Below are 18787 nucleotides of genomic sequence, written 5' to 3'. Positions count from 1 at the left end.
CGTGGTGCGGGCGGCCGCCGAGAGCATGATCCCGCTGATCTCGGCGGTGGGGCATGAGACCGACATCACGCTGATCGATTTCGTCGCCGACAAGCGCGCGCCGACGCCGACGGCGGCGGCCGAGATGGCCGTGCCGGTGCGCAGCGATCTGTTCGTCGAGGTCGCCGATCTCGCGCGCCGCACCCGCGCCTATTGGCAGCGCGCCCATGAGAGCCGCCGCAGCGAGCTGCGGGCCGCCGCACGCGCGCTGCCTGCCGCCGGCGATCTGCTCGCGATCCCGCGGCAACGGCTGGATTCGGCAGGGGCTTCGCTGCCGCGCGGATTGAAGGCCAACACGCACTCGCATTTCCGCAGGTTCACCGCGGCGAGTTCGAAACTGACGCTGCGCGTGCTGCACGGCCAGATCTCGCAGGCCGATCATCGCCTCACCGTGTGCGGCGAGCGGCTCGGCCTGTCCGCGCGCTCGCTGCTGCGGCAGCGGCGCGATCGTTTTGCCGGGCTCGAGGTGCGCCTGCGCGCCTCGAAGCTGTCGAATGCGCAGGCGCAGCGCAACGCGATTGCCCGCCAGCGCGAGCGCACGCAGCGGCTTGGCGAGCGCGCGGGGCGCGCGCTGGCGACGCTGCTGCACCGTCTCGATACGCGTGTCGAAAACAGCGGCAAGCTGCTGTCCGCGCTGTCCTACCGCGGCGTGCTCGCGCGCGGCTTTGCGCTGGTGCGCGATGAGGCCGGCCATCCCCTGCATTCCGCGGATGCGATCGGGCCCGGCGCCCGCGTCGAGATCGAGTTCGCGGATGGCCGCGTCGCGGCGACCGCGGATGCGGATCGCCCGGCGCCCGCGCCAAAGCGCGCGCCGTCACAACCGAAGCCGGCCGCGCAGGACGCGAAGCCGGTGCCGAAGCGTGTCGGCAAGCCGGTGGATCAGGGCAGCTTGTTCTAGGCGCGAGCGAAGGTGATTGACGCAGCACATAGCCCGTTCGTCACCGTCAGACCCGTCATCCTGAGGTGCGAGGCTTGCGATGCGACCGCATCGCAAGGGGAGCCTCGAAGGATGTACGGCCGAGATGCAGCCGGGCCGTCGCCCTTCGAGGCTCGCCGAAGAGGCGAGCACCTCAGGGTGACGGATTGGCGCGCGTCAGCGGCAGGACAATCCCGCGTCGATCGTGGTCCAGAAGCCGCAATGTTCCGGCGCGATCATCGGTGCGCCGGCATGGGCCTCGAACAGGAAGATCGCGACGGTGAAGACAATCAGTGCGGAGGAGAACAGGACGAAGCGGTTGCGCATGAGGATTGCGTTGAATCGACATCATGGTCGAACTAAGGCACGGCCGCAGACTGAAACCGCATTCACGCGCGATCCGTAGAGTCACGGTCGGCCATGATCCGTGCAGGGCGGTGGTCGATGCGGGGCTGTCCGCCTCACGTTGTTCCTCGGGCGGCCCCGCTTCGAAAGCCCGTAGCCCGGATGGAGCGCAGCGTAATCCGGGGTTCGTGCCGCGTGTTGAGATTCCCGGATTGCGCTGCGCTCCATCCGGGCTACGACACAGCCGCTACCGCGCCAGCCATTCCGCGACTTCCTTCTGCGATTCCGCGCGCGCGACCGCGTCCGTGCCGAGATGACCGTGCTCGGGCGCGGCGGCGTCGGTGCTGCCGCTCGCTGCATGCAGCGGCGTGTTGGCGCGGTCGAAATCGTGATAGGCGCCGGGATAGACGACAATACGCGCGAGCGCGCTGCGGCCATGGGCGCCGTCCACCATCTGGCGGCAGGCCTGTGGCGACGAGACGTCGTCATCGGCGCCGATCAGCACCAGCGTCGGCACCCGCGCACTCCAGCCGAGGCCGGCGGAGATCCGGCAATCCGGATAGAACGCGATCGCGGCGCGGAAATCCGGACCCTGATCGCGCGCCGCGCTCTGCGGGCGCACCGCCCAGAGCAGCGCGCTGGCGCCATTGGCCCAGCCGATCAGGCTGACGCGGTCGCGCGCCACCCAACTCTGCTTCATCAGCCAGGCGCGCGCGGCTGCGACGTCGGCGACGCGCTCGCGCCGCGCCTTGACGTGGCTCTCCTTGACACGGCATTGCGGTCCGAGCTCGCGCGAGCCATAGCTGTCGGGCAGCAGCACGGCATTGCCGGCCTTGAGCAGCCGCTCGGCCCAGTCGCGATAGCGCGGCAGCACGGGATCGGCATGGCCGCCGAGGCCGTCGCAGCCATGCAGCGCGATCACGGTCGGGAACGGCCCCTCGCCCGCGGGCTTGAACAGCTGCGCATGCAGCATGCCCGAGGAGAGTGGAATCTCGACCGTCTGCGGCGCCGGCGCGGCTTGCGCGGCCGACATCAGCAGCGTCAGGAACAGGGCGGTCAATCGAAGGCGCATCGGGCTCTGCCAGGGGATCCTTCGGCTGAGCAGTATCACGCGAAAACGGCGCCAAAACATCACAAACCGGTGGGTTTACCGGGCGGACAAGCCACCCTATCTATGCTACATCCGTCCAACACATCGTGCCCTCCAGGGTTTTTGCGGAGAGGCCCTTCCACGGAGACTTTCGACCGTGCTGAACAAGTTCGGCTCTTCCGGCCATGGCGAAGCGCAGGTGCAATATCTCGACGGCGATTTCCGCGTGATCTCGCCGGGGACCTATGTGCGCTGCGCGATCACCGACACGCGGATCCCGCTCGACGAGCTGAAATACTGGAGCGTGGATTTGCAGGAAGCCTACGCCACGCCCGCCGCCGTGCTGCAACGGCACTTTCCGGGCGCGCCGAAGCCGTTGTGATCTCGTAAATCCCGTAGGGTGGGCAAAGGCGCAACGCGCCGTGCCCACCGTCTCGTCATGACGACGACCAGGAGCGTGGGCACGCCGCGCTTTGCCCACCCTACGGCAGCGCGTTCGTGGCATCACGCTGCTATTGCTGCTCGGTGCCATCGCCGCCCACGCAGGTCTTGATGAAGCTCTTGCGGGGCGCGCCGACGACCTTCTGATCGATCGCCTGCTTCAGGCAATCCACCCGCGCCTGCGCCAGGCAGAGCTGCATCTGGTCGCGCTTGTCCTGCCCCTTGAGGCTTGCCGTCGTGGCGAGACAGGTGACGCGCTTGGCCGCGGGCACCGGCACGGTGGCGGTGGGAGCAGCAGACGGCGTCGTTTGCGCGAACACGGGCGCAATGATCAGACACACAAGGCTGGCGGCAACGGCAATGGCGGGCAGTTTCATCGCATTCTCCTGATGGTCAGGCATAGGAGAGTTGCGATGAATGTCGGCTGAATGTCGGCTGAATGGTGAACCTGGCGCAGGTGCCGTAGGGTGGGTTAGCCGAAGGCGTAACCCACCGCGGTCTGTCTCTGCGGATGGCAACAGTGGTGGGTTACGCCCTTCGGGCTAACCCACCCTACGAATTCAGCGTCTACCGAAACGCCGCTCGCGCGCCTTGTAGAGATGATCGCTGATCAATTGCCGCAGCTTTGCCGGGTCGTCGAATTCGAGCTGGACGGCGAAGGGCACGATACCGTCGGGCACGCCGGCGCGGCCGCGCAGGCGGGCGAGGTCTTTCTCGGTCGTCACCAGCGTGAGCTGCTCGCGGCCGGCGTCCGCCGCCAACGCGGCGATCTCGTCGTCCGAGAACATGTGGTGATCGGCGAAGGGACGCGTGCGAGCGACCTCGATCCCGCCGGCGCGCAGTGTCCGGAAGAAGCGCTCGGGATCGCCAATGCCGGCGAAGGCGAAAACCTTCTTGCCGAACAGCTGCGCCAGCGAGGCTGCATCCGGCTTCAACCGTGCGCGCAGCTCGGGCTTGTTGCGCTTGGCGAGCTCGGCCGCGACATCATTGGCGGCACGGCCGTCGCCGATCAGCACCAGCGCGTCGGTGCGCGCGAGCTGCGCCTTCAGGGGCGCGCGCAGGGGGCCGGCAGGAAACACCTTGCCGTTGCCGAGGCCCCGTTCGCTGTCGATCACGATCAGCGAGGTATCCTTGAGCAGGCGCGGATTCTGGAAACCGTCGTCCATCAGGATCACGGTGGCGCCTTGCGATTTGGCAAGCGCGACGCCTTCGAGGCGATCGCGTGCCACGGCGACAGGGACGTCGCGCGCCATCATCAGCGGTTCGTCGCCGATATCGGCTGCGCTGTGGCGCGCGCGGTCGACCATGACCGGGCCCGTCAGTCGCCCGCCATAGCCGCGGCTCAGCACCACCGGCGTCTCGCCGAGCTCGCGCAACAGCCTGGTCAGCGCCAGCACGGTCGGCGTCTTGCCGGCGCCGCCGACATGATAGTTGCCGACGCAGATCACGGGGATGCCGGCGTCAAAGCCGGGGCGTGCCATGCGCCGCGCGGTGATGGCGCCGTAAAGCGCGCCCAGGGGGCTGAGCAGATGCGATGTCGGGGAACGCGGCCGGTACCAGAAGGCCGGCTCACGCATTGGCGGCTCCCATCTCGATTCGCAATTGCAGCAGATAGGGCTCGAGCGCGGCCATGGTGCGGTTGAGCGCGCCGCCGAGCTGCTCGACCACGCCATGACCTGCCTGCTGCATCTTGTCGCGCATGGCGGGATCGGCCAGCAGCTGGCCGATCTGCTTGACCAGCAGCTCCTGCGTGTCGGCCTGGCGCGCGCCGCCGCTGGCATCGAGCGCCTCATAGACGTCGGCGAAGTTGAAGACGTGCGGGCCATGGACGATGGCCGCCCCTAACTTGATCGCCTCGATCGGATTCTGGCCGCCGTGGCGGATCAGCGATCCGCCCATGAACACGACCGGCGACAGGCGATAGAACAGGCCGAGCTCGCCCATGGTGTCGGCGACATAGATGTCGGTGCCGGCGGCCAGGGACTCGTCGCGCGAACGCAAGGAGGGCTTCAGGCCCGACGCCGTGATCAGGCCTGCGATCGACGAGCCGCGATCGGGATGCCGCGGCACGATCACGGTCAAAAGCTGCGGGAAGAAACCGACGAGGCTGCGATGCGCCGCGACCAGCATCTCGTCCTCGCCCGGATGGGTCGAGGCCGCGACGATGATCGGACGCCCGCGCGTCATCGCCATCAGCCGTTCGAGTTTTGCGGGATCGGCCGGCGGCGCCGGCACGTCGAGCTTGAGATTGCCTGTCGTGACGACGTCGCGGCCGCCGAGCGCGGAGAAGCGCTCCGCGTCGGTCTGCGACTGCGCCAGACAAATATCGAAACGCGAGAGCAGCGCCGAGATGGTGCCGTACATGCGCCGCCATCGCGGGAAGGAGCGCGGCGACATCCGCCCGTTGATCAGCACCATCGGCACCCGGCGCGTCGCGCCCGCCAGGATCAGGTTCGGCCAGAGGTCGGATTCGATGAACAGCGCCAGCGACGGCTTCCAGTGGTCGAGGAAGCGGGCGACATAGCGCGGGGAATCATAGGGCACGTATTGGTGGATGACGTCGGGCGGAAAGCGCTTGGCCACCACCGCGGCCGAGGTGACGGTGCCCGACGTGAGCAGGATGCGCAGGTTCAGCTCGCGCAGGCGCTCGATCAGCGCCGCCGCGGCGAGAACTTCGCCGACGCTGGCGCCATGAATCCAGACCAGGGGACCATGCGGACGCACGTCCTGGGACAGCCCCCGCCGCTCGCCGACGCGCGCGGGATCCTCCTTGCCCTGCTTCAGCCGCCGCTTGATCAGCGCGGGCGCCAGCGGCACCAGGCCAGAGGCCAGGCGCTGATACATCCGCAACGTCATCGGCAGCGAATTAGCCATCTTGCGGCCCCGGACGGCCGAGCTGCGCATAGGCGCGGCGGGTCGCCTCGTTCAACGTGTCTTCCAGCTCCTGCCGCAGCGTCTCCATCATGGCCGCGTCGGCATCTGCGGGAACGTGGATTTCCTTGATGCCGACCAATGCGCCACGCCCGAACGGCAGGTTGATGGTGGTGCGGTCCCAGTTCTTGAGCCGGATGAAGCGGCTGGTCGCCATTGCGAAAGGCATGATCGGCCGCCCCGATTCCCGTGCCAGCATGATGATGCCGAGCCCGGCCACGCGCGCGCGCTTGGGGACATCGGCGGTCAGGGCGACATTACAACCGTCCTGCAGCGTCCGCACCATCTCCTTGAAGGCGCCGACCCCACCCTTGCGATGGAACGCGCTGCCGTGGTCGCCGGAACCGCGGATCAGGCCGATCCCGAGTCGCTCCACCGCGATGGCGTTGAACTCGCCGTCGCGGTGCCGCGAGATCAGGACCTTGGCCCGGTAGGAGTCCTTGTTCTTGATGAAGGGGGTGAGGAAATGCTGGCCATGCCAGAAGGCGAAGATCGCCGGGATCTGCGGCTCGACGATGTCGTAGACCTCTGGCGGATCGAACGTGAATTTATTGGTCCGCCAGACCAGCCGCAGATATTCGGCCGCCAGGACCCCGACGGCACGCTGAAACCAGCTGCTTCGCAGCGTATTGCGAAGCAGTTTTTTCAACGCGCCTTCGATTCTTGATTCGGGTCGAGCAGCCGGTGGAGATGGACGATGAAATAGCGCATCTGCGCGTTGTCGACCGTGCTCTGCGCCTTGGCGCGCCAGGCGACGTGGGCGGACGCATAGTTCGGATAGAGGCCGACGATCTCGACGTCGTCCAGGTTCTTGAAGGTGTTGTGCTCGAGGTCGAGCAGCTCGCCACCAATCACAAGATGAAGCAGTTGTTGCGGGGCACTATCTGGCATGGGTTCGGTTCCTAACGGGCTGCCCGGCAAAGCAGTGGTCGACAAGTCCACGAGCGTGCTTCAGGGCAAGGGTCGATTTCGAAAATGCGCGACAATGCTCGCATGACGATCGCGTCCCGCTGCCACCAGCACCCCGTGCGTAACTTCCCTGCGGTTATAGAGGATGGGGTCTCCGGAGAGGTCGCTCATCCTACCACCCGCTTCCTGCACGATCAAATCGGCCGCCGCAAGATCCCAATCATGACTGTTTCCCCCCGCAAAGGCCGCATCCAGCGCGCCATGGGCGACCCGGCAGAGCCGCAGAGCGAGCGAACCGATTCGCGGGTGCAGCTTGATGTCGCCGCCCGAGGTATTGAGCCGCTCGACCATCGGCTTCGGGCCGGCGATCCGGGAGAAGTTGAGCGCTGAGCCGGCCGTCGCCGTGACCCACTTGCCGTTGAGCATCGTGCCCTGGCCGCGGACGGCGAAAAAGAACTCGTCACTGGTCGGCGCGAACACGGCGGCGAGCAAGGGCGAGGCATCCTCGACCAACGCCACGCTGACGCACCATTCGTCATGGCCGCCCAGATAATTGCGGGTGCCGTCGATGGGATCGACCACCCAGGTCAGCCGCCGCGACAGCCGCGTGGAATCATCGGCGCTCTCCTCCGACAGCCAGCCATAGTCCGGCGTGGCGCCGCGCAGGCGTGCTTCCAGCAAATCGTTGACGGCGATGTCGGCTTCCGAGACCGGCGAGGACGCGCCCTTGGTCCATGTCTTCAGCTCGGTGCGGAACATCGACTGCGCCAGCGCGCCCGCGTCCTGCACCGTCTCTCGCAGCAGCGCGGCGTCGCGCGCCAGGATGGTCTCGTTCGCGTCAGCGTCCGCCAAGCGTCAAACCCTCGATGCGCACCGTCGGCGCATTGATGCCGTAGCGGAATTCGAGATTGTTGGCGGGCTGCATCGACTTGAAGATCTCGAACAGGTGCCCTGCGATCGTCACTTCGCTGACGGGATAGGTCAGCTCGCCGTTCTCGATCCAGAAGCCGGAGGCGCCGCGGCTGTAATCGCCGGTGACGCCGTTGACGCCCGAGCCGATCAGATCGGTGACGTAAAAGCCCTGCTTGATGTCGGCGATCAGTTCAGTCGGCGTCGGCGTGCCGGGCTCGAGATGCAGATTATATGGCCCCGGCGAGGGCGAGGAGGAGACGCCGCGATGGGCGTGGCCGGTGGTGGTGAGGCCGAGCTCGCGCGCGGTGGCGCAGTCGAGCAGCCAGGTCGTCAGCACGCCCTCGTCGATCAGCGCGATCTTCTTGACCGCGACACCTTCGGCATCGAAGGTCTGCGAGCGCAGGCCGCGCTTGCGCAGGGGATCGTCGATGATACGGATGTTCTTCGAAAACAGCTGCTGGCCGAGCTTGTCCTTGAGGAAGCTGGTCTTGCGCGCGATCGAGGCACCGTTGATGGCGCCGACGACGTGGCCGACCAGCGAGCCCGCCACACGCGGATCGAACACCACGGGCACCTTGCAGGTCTCGACCTTGCGCGGATTGAAGCGCGCCACGGTGCGCTCGCCGGCGGAACGGCCGACGACTTCGGGCGACAGCAGATCCGCACCATGCGGCGCCGACGTGAAATCGTAATCGCGCTCCATGCCGGTGCCTTCGCCAACGATCGCGGTCGCCGAGATGCCCTGACTGGAACGCAAATAAGAGCCATGAAAGCCGGTCGAGGTCACGAGCACCATACCGCCCATGCCTGATGAGGCCGAGGCGCCGCCGGATTTGGTCACGCCCTTCACGGCGAGCGCTGCGGCCTCGGCCTCGAGCGCGCGGCGCTCGAGCTCGGAGGTCGCGGGAATATTCGGATCGAGCAGGTCGAGATCGGGGAAATCGCGCGCGAGCAGCGCAGGATCGGCGAGGCCGACATATTTGTCGTCGGGTGCGACGCGCGCCATCGCGACCGCGCGTTCGGCAAGCTTGGTCACCGCATCGCCGCTGACGTCGTTGGTCGAGACCACCGCCTGGCGCTGTCCGACCAGCACGCGCAAGCCGACATCGTCGCCCTCGGAGCGCTCGGATTCCTCGACGCGGCCGTCGCGGACCTCGACGCCCTGCGAGACACCGCGCACCGCGACCGCGTCGGCCGCATCGGCGCCTGCGCGCCTGGCTGCCTCCACCAGGCGCTGCGCGAGATCTGACAGCGCGGACTGATCGAACAGGTCGCGGTTGGCGGGCGAAAGCGTCGAGCTTGGTGAAGGGTTCACAAACGAAATCCTGTTGGGGCGGGAGGTTTCGGGGCGATCGGGGCCCTGAACACCAGATGTGCCCAAATGGTGCGGACTTCAAGCATATTCAGCCGACAAAAGGCTCAGATTCGCTCCTCTCGCGCAACGTCTCGTCAATCATGCGTGCCAAGGTCTTGTCAATCATGAGCCGCAGTGACGGTGGGTTAACCAGCCTTTTTAAGCGGTTTCGGACATGGCCGCGCTAAGGTCCTCGCATCGACCGGGAACATAATCCTGGCGGGGAGAACTAAAGCCGTGAGGCGTCAAACAGCAACATGCGGGGCCAACCCCGCCGGGTCGAGCCGCTCTCTGCGGCTCGACCCTCTTTCCCTTCCGGTCCGCTTCGATGCGCATGATCCGCGCGCCGACGGCTACACCAGGCAGATCGAGCTTCATCGCGAACGCGTCGTGCTGCGCCGTGCCGTCCGCGGCATGCAGATGGCAATCAACGTCCGCGTCAGCGACTTCACCGGCGTCGCACTGCGCGGCAATGACGAGGCGCAGACCCTCGTGCTGGTGCATCGCGATCCATCGCTCTCCGTTCCGCTGCTGATCGGCGCCGATGGCGACGAGCTCGCTGACGCGTGGGCGGTCTGGAGCGAACTCTTCGCGCTCCCGCAGCTCGACGAAGGTGCCCGCAAGCCCGCACCGCGCCGCCGCCGCGCCAACGCCATCCGCACCCGCCGTCCGAAATTCCTGATGCGCCGGCGCACCGCCATGACGCGCGAGCTGCCGGTTCATCGCGACGAACGCGAGATCATCGCGCGGAATTGATGGCAAGCACGGTGCCGTAGGGTGGGCAAAGCGAAGCGTGCCCACCACCTCCATCGAATTGAGAAAGATCGTGGGCACGGCGCAAGTGCGCCTTTGCCCACCCTACGAGACCTACGCCCGCATCACCGCGTCGGCCAGCAATCCCGCAAACAGCAGCAAGCCCGCATCCCTGTTCGAATAGAACAGGCGCTTGCACAGTTCCGGATCGTCGATCCTCAGGCGCACGATCTGCGAGGCCAGATGCGCGGCGAAAGTCGCAAGGCCGAGCCAGGCCGGCCAGCGCACATCGCCTGACGCCAGCGCGACGCCGATCAGCACCACCGCGAGCCCATAGAACAGGATCAGCGCCTGGTGCGTATGCGCGCCGAACAGGCGCGCGGTGGACTTGATGCCGATCAGCGCATCGTCCTCGGCGTCCTGATGTGCATAGATGGTGTCATAGCCGATCACCCAGGAAATCGCGCCGGCGTAGAGCACGAGCGCGGTGACGTCGATACGCCCGAAGGTGACGGCAAAGCCCATCAAGGCGCCCCAGGAGAAGGCGAGGCCGAGCACGATCTGCGGCCACCAGGTGATGCGCTTCATGAAGGGATAGATCGCAACGATCAGCAGCGAGGCGATGCCGGTCAGGACCGCAAAGCGGTTGAATTGCAGGAGCACCACGAGACCGATCACAGCCTGCGCGACCATGAAGGCGAGCGCCTGCTTCGTGCTCACCTGCCCCGAGGGCAGCGGCCGCGAGCGGGTGCGCTCGACCTTGGCGTCGAGATCGCGGTCGGTGATGTCGTTCCAGGTGCAGCCCGCCCCGCGCATCACGAAGGCGCCGATGAAGAACAGCACGATGGTGAGCGGCAGGCGGCCGGTGTCATGCGCAATGCCCGCGGCAAGCGCCGCCGACCACCAGCACGGCATCAGGAGCAGCCAGGAGCCGATCGGACGATCGAAGCGGGACAGGCGCAGATAAGGCCGCGCCCATTGCGGCGCGAGCGTATCGACCCAGTTGCCGGTGGAATCGGCAACGCGGGCGGATGTGTCGCTCATCGGGTGAGAACGTTGCCGTTGAGCGTGTCGAAGGTGCTGCCGCCCTTCTTGCCGGCATTGGCTTCGGGCGCCGAGCCCGAACCCAGCACCTCGCTCAGCGACGGCCCGGCCGGACCGCGCGGCTGGTTCTGCATCTGCTGCGCCACCGTGCACACCTTGGTCTGCGTGGCCTCGGTGTTCTTGTGGCTGGCTTTCAGCTGGTCGCCGACCTGTGCCGGGATTCCGCATTTGGCGGAATTGGCCTCGACATATTTGAGCATCTTGAGTTCGGCCTGGCTGTAATTCTTGAACAGCTTGCAGGCTTCGTCCGGCGTGGCATGGCGGTCGCTGGCGGCCTTGATCATCTTGCCGCGCTTCTCGGCCTCTTCACGCAGGGGCACGAACCCCTTCATGCAGTCCTCGCCCGGACCAGCCTGCGTCGGCGGAGCCGCGCTGAAAGCGCCGGCGCCACCGAGCGGCGCAGCGCCGTTCACTGGAAACGAGGATTGCGGGGCCGCGCCGACCGAAGCGGTCGGCGCCGAGCCGTTCACGGACGGAAACGGCGAGCTGCTCGCAGCCTGGTTCGGCAGCGGCGCCGGGAATCCCTGGGCATAGGCGCCCGCGGCACCCATGGTGACCATGACGGCAGTGATCGGAACCATCAAATGACGGATCATCAAGATAGTCTCTCCGGCAGGAGCTTACGGGGTTCGGCGTCTTCCCAATTGAAGCGCAACCAGCGTGTTCGCGTTTTTACGATTCCCGCCGGCCCTTAACAACCCGTCGAATAGGGCAAGAGCGCGGCGTGCCGACGCACCGGTTTGGCAATATTTACCCCCGAAACGGCGACTTTCGGTTAATAAGCGCGGCAAATCGGACCTTTGAACGATGCCCGCCCACGACTTTCGCGCCCCCCGCCTGTTCGTCGACGCCCCCCTGGCCCAGGACGCCAGGGTCCCGCTCGACCGCGACCAGAGCAACTATCTTGGCAATGTGCTGCGGCTTGCCGCCGGGGCCGAGGTGCTGGCGTTCAACGGCCGCGACGGGGAGTGGCAGGCCGCCATCGAGGGCCGCAAGCGGCCGGATGGGCTCGTTATCCTCCAGCAGATCCGGCCCCAGGACCGGCTGGCCGACCTGACCTACGTTTTCGCCCCGCTCAAGCATGCCCGGCTGGATTACATGGTCCAGAAGGCCATCGAGATGGGCGCCGCCGCCCTGCAACCGGTCCTGACCCGGTTCACCCAGGCCTCCCGGGTCAATACCGAACGGATGCGGGCCAATGTGGTGGAGGCGGCCGAGCAATGCGGCATCCTCAGCATCGCCACTGTGGCCGAGCCGGTGGCGCTGGACCGGTATCTCGGTCAGCGCCCCGCCGACCGGCTGCTGATCTTCTGCGACGAGGCGGCGGAGGTGCAAGATCCCGTTCAGAGCTTGCAAGATGCGCGCGAGACCGGACATGACGGTATCGACGTACTCATCGGCCCCGAGGGCGGTTTCGCCGAGGAAGAGCGCGCCCTGTTGCTGCGGCAGCCGAAAATCCTGCGGCTCGCGTTAGGCCCCCGCATCATGCGGGCCGACACTGCCGGGGTCGCTGCCCTAGCGCTGGTGCAGGCCGTGCTGGGCGATTGGGGCGGCGACAAAGCTTGATGGGACGCGATTCGACTGGCGCACGGACGACGGTGCCCCGGCTAGATCGTTTCTCGCAGCGACCGATACAGGGTCTCGGACGGCAGCTCTCCGAAGGCCGCCCGGTAACTCGCCGCAAACTCGCTGAGATGCCAGAAGCCATGCGCAATCGCGCAGGCTTTCACACTCCGCCGGCCGGGGCCGGCTCGCAGCTGCCTGCGCACCGACCAGAGGCGCAAGACCCGGCTGTAGCGATGCGGGCTCATGCCGCAGATGGCCTGGGTCGCACTCTGGAGGGTCCGAACCGACACGCCCACCCGCTCAGCCAGTTCGGTCGTCTTGGGCCAGATCCTCGGATCGTGCCGGATCATTCGTTCCATCTCCGCGACGATCCGCCGATAGCTCTCCGTCGCGGCGTGCACTGACCCGCTATTCACGCTGCTTCGGATCACACCGTCCATGGCGTCTAGCAGAGATTGTTCGACGACCGCGCGCGAGGACGGCTCGTTCAGCATGTCCGGATCATAGGCCGCGCTTTCCAGCGTTGTGGAAATCAGGCTGCGCAGGGAAGCGAGCATGTCCGGTGGCGGGCTCAGCAAATGATAGCCATCCAGTCCAGCCCATGGTTTGCACGCAGGCGGAGTGAAGTAGACGACACCGATCAGGCGGCCCACCGGCTCGTAAACCAGGCAATCGGAAGCGCCTTTCAGAATGACGATGGAGCTGCCGATCGACTGCCCGTTGATACGGGTCGAGGTCACATGATCCATTGGCACCACCACCGCGGCGGCGTCCGCCAGCTGATAGCCGCGGATGATCCGGGGGAAGGTCTTCACCAGAGACAGGCTCAGGTTGGGCAGACTGAGTCGGGCGCGCATGATCGCCGTCGCCCCGGCAGACAACGGCATGCTGGATGCGCCGGCGTATCTCTCGGTCTCGCCGAAATGATCGATGTCATACGACTGGAGCTCGAGCGCCGAGGACGGCTTGAGACCCTGGAACGACGGCAAGCGATCCGGCGCGATTTCCGGCGCCCGGGCGCGAGCGATATCGAGATGGCTTCGATCCATGTCCTGCCGCCTACTTCGCTTTCCTCGTCGATGCAGCGCCCTTGGGGGCACGCAGATCATCCGGACCGTTGATGCCGGCGCGCTTGAGATCGCGAAGCAGTTTCGTCAGCAGCAGCATGTTGGTCTTCTGAAGCTCGTGGTTGTTTCCAAACCTGAATGCGTTCTGCTCGGTCACGATCAGTCCTGCCTTGGTCTCGGCGAGAATCTTCCGCCTCTTCAGTCCCGTCACGCGACGGCGAACCGTCTCGAGCGGCAGGCTGAGAAAACGAGAAAGTGCCGCCCGGGACACCCCTTGCTTGATCGCATCCGGCTCGACCGCATGAATGCTGGAGAATTGCTCGTCCAGCGACGGATCGTTCATCACACCGATGACGTTCGCGTTCAGAATCGCATGAACGATCAGAAGATCCAGCGGATCGAATTCGTCGTAGTGGCGGAACAGCTCGCTGATCGAAAACAGCATATAGGCCAGCGTGTGTCGCGAGACCGTCCGGATGACATCTGAAGCATTGCGCATGAATCGGAAACCAACACTCACATTGTAAACGAAGGCAGCAGAGGACATGCTGCCCGTCATACCCAAAATGAGTATGCGACGACTTGCCTGTCGGCCTCAATTTCTCAATGTGACTCCGGCCCGAGTTCCAGGTGCATCGTGTCGCGTGCACCGGACGATTTCGCGGCGGTGGACGCGGATGGGCCGCGGAAACTTTTATGCGTGACCACCGTATCTAGCTGCTTCGAAGATGCCGGCCTCATTCACCGGCGAGTGTGCAGGACGAGATGGCCATGGAGGACGATGTTGCAGCGGATACGCGGCGACGCGAGGAATTGGAGCTCATCAGAGCATTTACCGGCATAAGGGATCCGGGCAAACGGCGCAGAATTCTCGAACTGGCCGAGCAACTCGCAGATGAGGCCGCATCCGAAGCAACAGGGCTTGCCTCCACCGATGCGCCGCCTGATGATGCATGCAGAGACGCCCCCGGCCCAACTGAATGAAGGCGACCATCTCGGCTATCGGGTATTAAAATACCTCAAGCTTGTTGCCTGATCGGTCCCTGCTCCCCTTTCAAGCCGTTAAGCGATTGATCCTTTGGAGGTCGAAACCGTTTTGGGGCCATGCTAAGGGCTGCGCCAACTCCTGTGCCTCCCCCTTGCCCTGTCCGGTTCCCCGGCCAATGGACCCCTTTTGATGACCGCGACTGCCACCTCAAATGCTGCCGGCTCCGCCGCCTGGGCGGATACGCTGCTCTTGTCGTTCGCGCAGGCCGGTTATGTCAGGGCCGAGCCCGCCATCCTGCAACCGGCCGAACCTTTCCTGGATCTCTCCGGCGAAGACATCCGCAAGAGCCTGTACCTGACGACGGACCTGTCCGGCGAGGAGCTCTGCCTGCGCCCGGACCTGACGATTCCGGTGGCGCGGGACTATCTCGCCTCGGGGCGGGCCGGCCAGCCGGCCGGGTTCAGTTATCTCGGTCCGGTGTTTCGTTACCGCAGCGGCCAGGCCAGCGAATTCTTGCAGGCCGGCATCGAATCGTTCGGCCGCCAGGACCGTGCCGCGGCCGACGCCGAGATGCTGGCGCTGGCGCTGGAGGCGACGGCGGCCTTCGGCGTCCGCGACGCCGAAATCCGCACCGGCGACGTGGCGCTGTTCAACGCGCTGCTCGACGCGCTCAATCTCTATCCGGTCTGGCGGCGCCGCCTGGTCAAGGACTTCAACCGCAAGATCAGCCTGGAAAAGGATCTGGAGAAGCTGGCCGCCGCGACCACCGCGACGCGCAGCGAATATGAGGGCGTGCTCGCCGCGCTCGCCGGCTCCGACCGCAAGGCCGCGCTCGCCTTCGTCACCGACCTGATGTCGATCGCGGGCACCACCAATGTGGGCGGCCGCACCACGGCCGAGATCGCCGACCGCTTCCTCGAGCAATCGACGCTCAAGGGCGGCGCGCTGCCGCGCGAGGCGATCACGGTGCTCAAGCGCTTCCTGTCGATTGCAGGCAATCCCGACGACGCCATTGCCGCGCTGCGCGCCCTCACGGCGGATGCGAAGCTCGACCTCACCGCGGCCATCGACCAGTTCGAGAGCCGGGTCGGCTTCATGGCGGTGCGCGGCATCGACGTGAAGCAGACGCGCTTCTCGACCGCGTTCGGGCGCGGGCTCGACTATTACACCGGCTTCGAATTCGAGCTGCATCACCGCGGCAACGGCGCCGAGCCGCTGGTCGCCGGCGGCCGCTACGACGGGCTGATGACCCAGCTCGGATCGACCGAGCCGATTCCCGCGGTCGGCTTCTCGGTCTGGGTGGACGCGCTGACCAGGATCGGCCGCAAGGTGGAGCTTAAGCCATGAGCGCGCCATTCGTTCTGGCCGTTCCCTCCAAGGGCCGCCTGCAGGAAAACACCGAAGCCTTCTTCGCCCGCGCCGGGCTCAAGCTGTCGAAGGCCGGCGGCGCCCGCGACTATCGCGGCACGCTCGCGGGCCTCGACAATGTCGAGGTCGCCTATCTGTCGGCGAGCGAGATTGCCTCGCAGCTGTCGCGCGGCTTCGCCCATCTCGGCGTCACCGGTGAGGACCTGGTGCGCGAGAACATCGCCGACGCCGACAAGCGCGTGTCGCTGATCGACGGGCTCGGCTTCGGCTATGCCGACGTCGTCGTCGCGGTGCCGCAGGCGTGGATCGACGTCCGCACCATGGCCGATCTCGACGACGTCACCACCGGCTTCCGCGAGCAGCATCACACGCGGATGCGGGTCGCGACCAAGTTCATCAACCTGACCCGCGCCTTCTTCCAGAATCAAGGCATCACCGATTACCGCATCGTCGAAAGCGCCGGCGCGACCGAGGGCGCGCCCGCGGCCGGCAGTGCCGAGCTGATCGTGGACATCACCACGACAGGCGCGACGCTCGCCGCCAACGGCCTGCGGGTGCTCGACGACGGCGTGATCCTGCGCAGCCAGGCCAATCTGGTCGCCTCGAAGCATGCCGACTGGTCGCCGGAGGCACGCGAGACGGCGCGCGTCATCCTCGATCACATCGCGGCACGGGCACGCGCGAACAAATACCGCGAGGTCCGCACCCGCTTCCGGCAGTGCGACGCAGCCCTGCTCGGCGAAGCCCACAGCCGCTTCGGCGTCGAAGCCCCGTTCGGCGGGCCGACCTCCTCGGGCATGCTGACGCTGCACTGCCCGCCGGGGCAGCTCTATGCGCTGGCGAGCTTCCTGCGCGAGCACGGCGCCGAGACCGTCTCGGTGGTCTCGCTGGACTACGTGTTCGACCGGGAGAACCCGCTGTTCGCCAAGCTCGAGGCGTTTCTGCGGCAGTGAGCCTCAGGTTCGTTCAGCGTAGCGACAGCAATCGGCGGCTACCATATGCTGTTGAGATGACCTTGCAAGAAGACCTGATCGCCTCTGGAACCTTGATCGATGACGCTGGGCTCTGACGTATCCGGCATGACGACCGACGCGGTGAGTGCTGCCGCGAAGGGGCTGTCGATTGTCGTCCCCGTCTATAACGAGGCGGCGGGCCTTGCCGCGCTGCACCAGCGCATCTGCGATCTCGCAAAAACCCTGCAGCAGCGCTATCGGCTCGCCTGCGAGGTCGTCTATGTCGACGACGGCAGCGCGGACGCGACGCTGTCGATCGCCCGCTCGCTGCCGGCCGACGCGCTCGACGTCCAGGTGGTGTCGCTGTCGCGCAATTTCGGCAAGGAGGCGGCGCTGATGGCCGGCCTCGACCATGCCCGGCTCGGGGCCGTCATGTTCATGGACGGCGACGGACAGCATCCGCCGGCCCTGGTCGAGCGGCTGGTGCGGCACTGGATCGAGGACGGCTACGATGTCGTCTATACCGCCAAGGCCCATCGCGACAACGAGCCCTTCCTGCGGCGGCTCGCCGGGCGCGGTTTTTACGCACTGATCAATTGGGGCGCGCGCCAGAAGATTCCCGAGGATGCCGGCGACTTCCGCCTGCTGTCGCCGCGCGCCGTCGCAGCGCTCAGGCAGTTGCCGGAACGCAACCGCTTCTTCAAGGGTCTGGCAAGCTGGATCGGCTTCCGCCAGATCCGCGTCGATTACGAGCCCGCGCCGCGCACCCATGGCGTGACGACCTTCAGCGCCGCGCGCCTGCTCGGCCTGTCGATCGAAGGGGTGACCTCGTTCTCGGTGGCGCCGCTGCGCTTCGCCAGCCTGCTCGGCGTGATCCTCGCCGGCGGCGCCTTCCTGTTCGGCCTCTCGATCCTCTGGGAGGTCTGGACCACCGGCAAGCAGGTGCCCGGCTATCCCTCGCTGGTGATCGGCCTGATGACGATCGGCGGCGTGCAGCTCATCATGATCGGCATCGTCGGCGAATATATCGGCAAGATCCTCTCCGAGCTGAAGGCGCGCCCGATCTACTTCGTCGCCGAGCACAGCGAGAAGCATTTCGAGACCGACAAGGCCCAGGACGCTTCTAGCCACGGCGCTTCAAGCCACGACGCCTCGACGCGGACGGCGGCCGAATGAGCGCGGCCGCGAGCTCGCGGCGGATCTGGCTCTGCGCCGACGATTACGGCATCAGCCCGGGTGTCAACCGCGCCGTGCGCGACCTCATTGAGCGCGGCCGCCTCAACGCGACGTCGGTGATGATGGTCGGCCCCGCGATCGAGCGCGGCGAGGTCGAGGCGCTTCAGTCTTCGGCAAAGCAAAGCCCACGCTGCGCGATCGGATTGCACGTGACATTGTCGGCGCCGTTCCGGCCGCTCACCATGCATTTCCGGCCGCTCGACGGCGACATGTTCATGCCGTTTCCAAAACTGCTGCGAGCCGGATTGATGCGGCGGCTCGACCGCGAATTCTTTCGCAACGAGGTGAAGGCGCAGCTCGCCGCCTTCGTGGACGCGTTCGGGCGCGCGCCCGATTTCGTCGACGGCCACCAGCATGTGCAGCTCTATCCGCAGGTCCGCGACGGCTTCGTCGACGCGGTCACTGAAATCGCGCCAAAGGCCTGGGTGCGCCAGGGCGGCCGCGACCTGCCGCTGGCGCAGCGGCTGGCGTCACCGAAGGCCATGGTGCTCGATATCCTCAGCGCGCAGTTCCGCCGCCGTGCCGGTGGTGCCGGCCTCGATTTCAATCCCGGCTTCGCCGGTGCCTATGATTTCACGCGGGCGGCCGATTTCGGCGCGCTGATGCGGCAATTTCTCGAAGGCCTGCCCGACGGCGGCCTCGTGATGTGCCACCCCGGCTTCGTCGACGACATTCTCGCCGGCCTCGATCCGATGACCGACGTCCGCGAACGCGAACATGCCTATCTCTCGGGCGATGCCTTCGCGCGCCTGCTGACGGACAGCGGCGTCACGCTCGGTTGAAACCCGGCGACAGCCCGCCCTGCGAGGCAGCTT

At 66.4% G+C, this 18787-nt stretch carries 22 protein-coding genes; 9 read left to right on the top strand and 13 right to left on the bottom strand.

What is annotated here, in order from left to right; genetic code table 11:
- A partial coding sequence (locus PMI42_RS02235) for an exodeoxyribonuclease VII large subunit (protein WP_035964266.1) occupies positions 1-937 on the top strand: 937 nt, incomplete at its 5' end.
- Between the two features lie 195 nt (positions 938-1132).
- Here PMI42_RS02235 and PMI42_RS39900 read toward each other — a convergent pair.
- Positions 1133-1282, bottom strand: a complete 150-nt coding sequence (locus PMI42_RS39900; protein ID WP_008130160.1) for a hypothetical protein — start codon at positions 1280-1282, stop codon at positions 1133-1135.
- Between the two features lie 265 nt (positions 1283-1547).
- Entirely contained in the window at positions 1548-2372 is an 825-nt protein-coding gene (locus tag PMI42_RS02230) for a dienelactone hydrolase family protein (RefSeq protein WP_008130158.1), read from the bottom strand.
- Positions 2373-2547: 175 nt separating this feature from the next.
- On the opposite strand from PMI42_RS02230, the gene PMI42_RS02225 reads away from it, so the two are divergent.
- On the top strand, positions 2548-2772 hold the full coding sequence (locus PMI42_RS02225; RefSeq protein WP_008130157.1) for a DUF2093 domain-containing protein: 225 nt from the start codon (positions 2548-2550) through the stop codon (positions 2770-2772).
- A gap of 130 nt (positions 2773-2902) precedes the next feature.
- Here the strand turns inward: PMI42_RS02225 and PMI42_RS02220 are convergent, their stop codons facing one another.
- The 7 genes from PMI42_RS02220 to PMI42_RS02190 form a co-directional block, all read right to left on the bottom strand.
- Positions 2903-3208, bottom strand: a complete 306-nt coding sequence (locus tag PMI42_RS02220) for a hypothetical protein (RefSeq protein ID WP_008130156.1) — start codon at positions 3206-3208, stop codon at positions 2903-2905.
- A gap of 183 nt (positions 3209-3391) precedes the next feature.
- On the bottom strand, positions 3392-4408 hold the full coding sequence (gene lpxK, locus PMI42_RS02215; RefSeq protein ID WP_008130155.1) for a tetraacyldisaccharide 4'-kinase: 1017 nt from the start codon (positions 4406-4408) through the stop codon (positions 3392-3394).
- The gene (locus PMI42_RS02210) at positions 4401-5735 is read right to left on the bottom strand and encodes a 3-deoxy-D-manno-octulosonic acid transferase (protein ID WP_008130154.1); all 1335 of its coding nucleotides are present in this window, start codon (positions 5733-5735) and stop codon (positions 4401-4403) included. The genes lpxK and PMI42_RS02210 overlap by 8 nt, the downstream gene beginning before the upstream one ends.
- Complete coding sequence (locus PMI42_RS02205) at positions 5698-6411, bottom strand: lysophospholipid acyltransferase family protein (protein WP_008130153.1); 714 nt, start codon at positions 6409-6411, stop codon at positions 5698-5700. Before PMI42_RS02205 ends, PMI42_RS02210 begins: the two co-directional genes overlap by 38 nt.
- On the bottom strand, positions 6408-6653 hold the full coding sequence (locus PMI42_RS02200; RefSeq protein WP_008130152.1) for a DUF4170 domain-containing protein: 246 nt from the start codon (positions 6651-6653) through the stop codon (positions 6408-6410). Before PMI42_RS02200 ends, PMI42_RS02205 begins: the two co-directional genes overlap by 4 nt.
- A gap of 60 nt (positions 6654-6713) precedes the next feature.
- The gene (locus PMI42_RS02195) at positions 6714-7523 is read right to left on the bottom strand and encodes a 3'(2'),5'-bisphosphate nucleotidase CysQ (RefSeq protein WP_008130151.1); all 810 of its coding nucleotides are present in this window, start codon (positions 7521-7523) and stop codon (positions 6714-6716) included.
- A complete protein-coding gene (locus PMI42_RS02190; RefSeq protein WP_008130150.1) occupies positions 7510-8898 on the bottom strand; it encodes a TldD/PmbA family protein in 1389 nt (462 codons plus the stop codon). Before PMI42_RS02190 ends, PMI42_RS02195 begins: the two co-directional genes overlap by 14 nt.
- Positions 8899-9174: 276 nt before the next feature.
- On the opposite strand from PMI42_RS02190, the gene PMI42_RS02185 reads away from it, so the two are divergent.
- Positions 9175-9693: a DUF6101 family protein gene (locus PMI42_RS02185; RefSeq protein ID WP_008130149.1), complete on the top strand. Its 519-nt coding sequence runs from the start codon at positions 9175-9177 to the stop codon at positions 9691-9693.
- A gap of 111 nt (positions 9694-9804) precedes the next feature.
- Here PMI42_RS02185 and ubiA read toward each other — a convergent pair whose 3' ends face one another.
- Together ubiA and PMI42_RS02175 are read right to left on the bottom strand one after the other, a co-directional pair.
- On the bottom strand, positions 9805-10734 hold the full coding sequence (ubiA, locus tag PMI42_RS02180) for a 4-hydroxybenzoate octaprenyltransferase (RefSeq protein ID WP_008130148.1): 930 nt from the start codon (positions 10732-10734) through the stop codon (positions 9805-9807).
- Positions 10731-11390, bottom strand: a complete 660-nt coding sequence (locus PMI42_RS02175; RefSeq protein WP_008130147.1) for a hypothetical protein — start codon at positions 11388-11390, stop codon at positions 10731-10733. The genes ubiA and PMI42_RS02175 overlap by 4 nt, the downstream gene beginning before the upstream one ends.
- Positions 11391-11601: 211 nt before the next feature.
- On the opposite strand from PMI42_RS02175, the gene PMI42_RS02170 reads away from it, so the two are divergent.
- Positions 11602-12360, top strand: coding sequence for a 16S rRNA (uracil(1498)-N(3))-methyltransferase (locus tag PMI42_RS02170; RefSeq protein ID WP_008130146.1), 759 nt, complete (start codon positions 11602-11604; stop codon positions 12358-12360).
- Between the two features lie 41 nt (positions 12361-12401).
- Here the strand turns inward: PMI42_RS02170 and PMI42_RS02165 are convergent, their stop codons facing one another.
- Together PMI42_RS02165 and PMI42_RS02160 are read right to left on the bottom strand one after the other, a co-directional pair.
- Positions 12402-13409, bottom strand: a complete 1008-nt coding sequence (locus PMI42_RS02165) for a helix-turn-helix domain-containing protein (RefSeq protein ID WP_008130144.1) — start codon at positions 13407-13409, stop codon at positions 12402-12404.
- A 10-nt stretch (positions 13410-13419) separates the two neighbouring features.
- Complete coding sequence (locus PMI42_RS02160; protein WP_240535194.1) at positions 13420-13974, bottom strand: hypothetical protein; 555 nt, start codon at positions 13972-13974, stop codon at positions 13420-13422.
- Positions 13975-14198: 224 nt separating this feature from the next.
- Here PMI42_RS02160 and PMI42_RS37735 point away from each other — a divergent pair, with 224 nt between their 5' ends.
- The 5 genes from PMI42_RS37735 to PMI42_RS02140 all read left to right on the top strand — a co-directional run bounded on the left by PMI42_RS37735 (position 14199) and on the right by PMI42_RS02140 (position 18754).
- Positions 14199-14411, top strand: coding sequence for a hypothetical protein (locus tag PMI42_RS37735; RefSeq protein ID WP_240535193.1), 213 nt, complete (start codon positions 14199-14201; stop codon positions 14409-14411).
- 193 nt (positions 14412-14604) lie between these two features.
- Positions 14605-15762, top strand: coding sequence for an ATP phosphoribosyltransferase regulatory subunit (locus PMI42_RS02155; RefSeq protein ID WP_008130138.1), 1158 nt, complete (start codon positions 14605-14607; stop codon positions 15760-15762).
- Positions 15759-16736 (top strand): ATP phosphoribosyltransferase, encoded by a 978-nt coding sequence (gene hisG, locus PMI42_RS02150; RefSeq protein ID WP_008130137.1) that lies wholly within the window; start codon positions 15759-15761, stop codon positions 16734-16736. The genes PMI42_RS02155 and hisG overlap by 4 nt, the downstream gene beginning before the upstream one ends.
- Positions 16737-16835: 99 nt before the next feature.
- Positions 16836-17912, top strand: a complete 1077-nt coding sequence (locus PMI42_RS02145; RefSeq protein ID WP_008130136.1) for a glycosyltransferase family 2 protein — start codon at positions 16836-16838, stop codon at positions 17910-17912.
- On the top strand, positions 17909-18754 hold the full coding sequence (locus PMI42_RS02140; RefSeq protein ID WP_008130135.1) for a ChbG/HpnK family deacetylase: 846 nt from the start codon (positions 17909-17911) through the stop codon (positions 18752-18754). The genes PMI42_RS02145 and PMI42_RS02140 overlap by 4 nt, the downstream gene beginning before the upstream one ends.
- Positions 18755-18787: the final 33 nt, after the last annotated feature.

The sequence above is a fragment of the Bradyrhizobium sp. YR681 genome, assembly GCF_000282615.1.
GTDB lineage: Bacteria > Pseudomonadota > Alphaproteobacteria > Rhizobiales > Xanthobacteraceae > Bradyrhizobium.
This window is presented reverse-complemented; position numbering and strand designations above follow the sequence as displayed.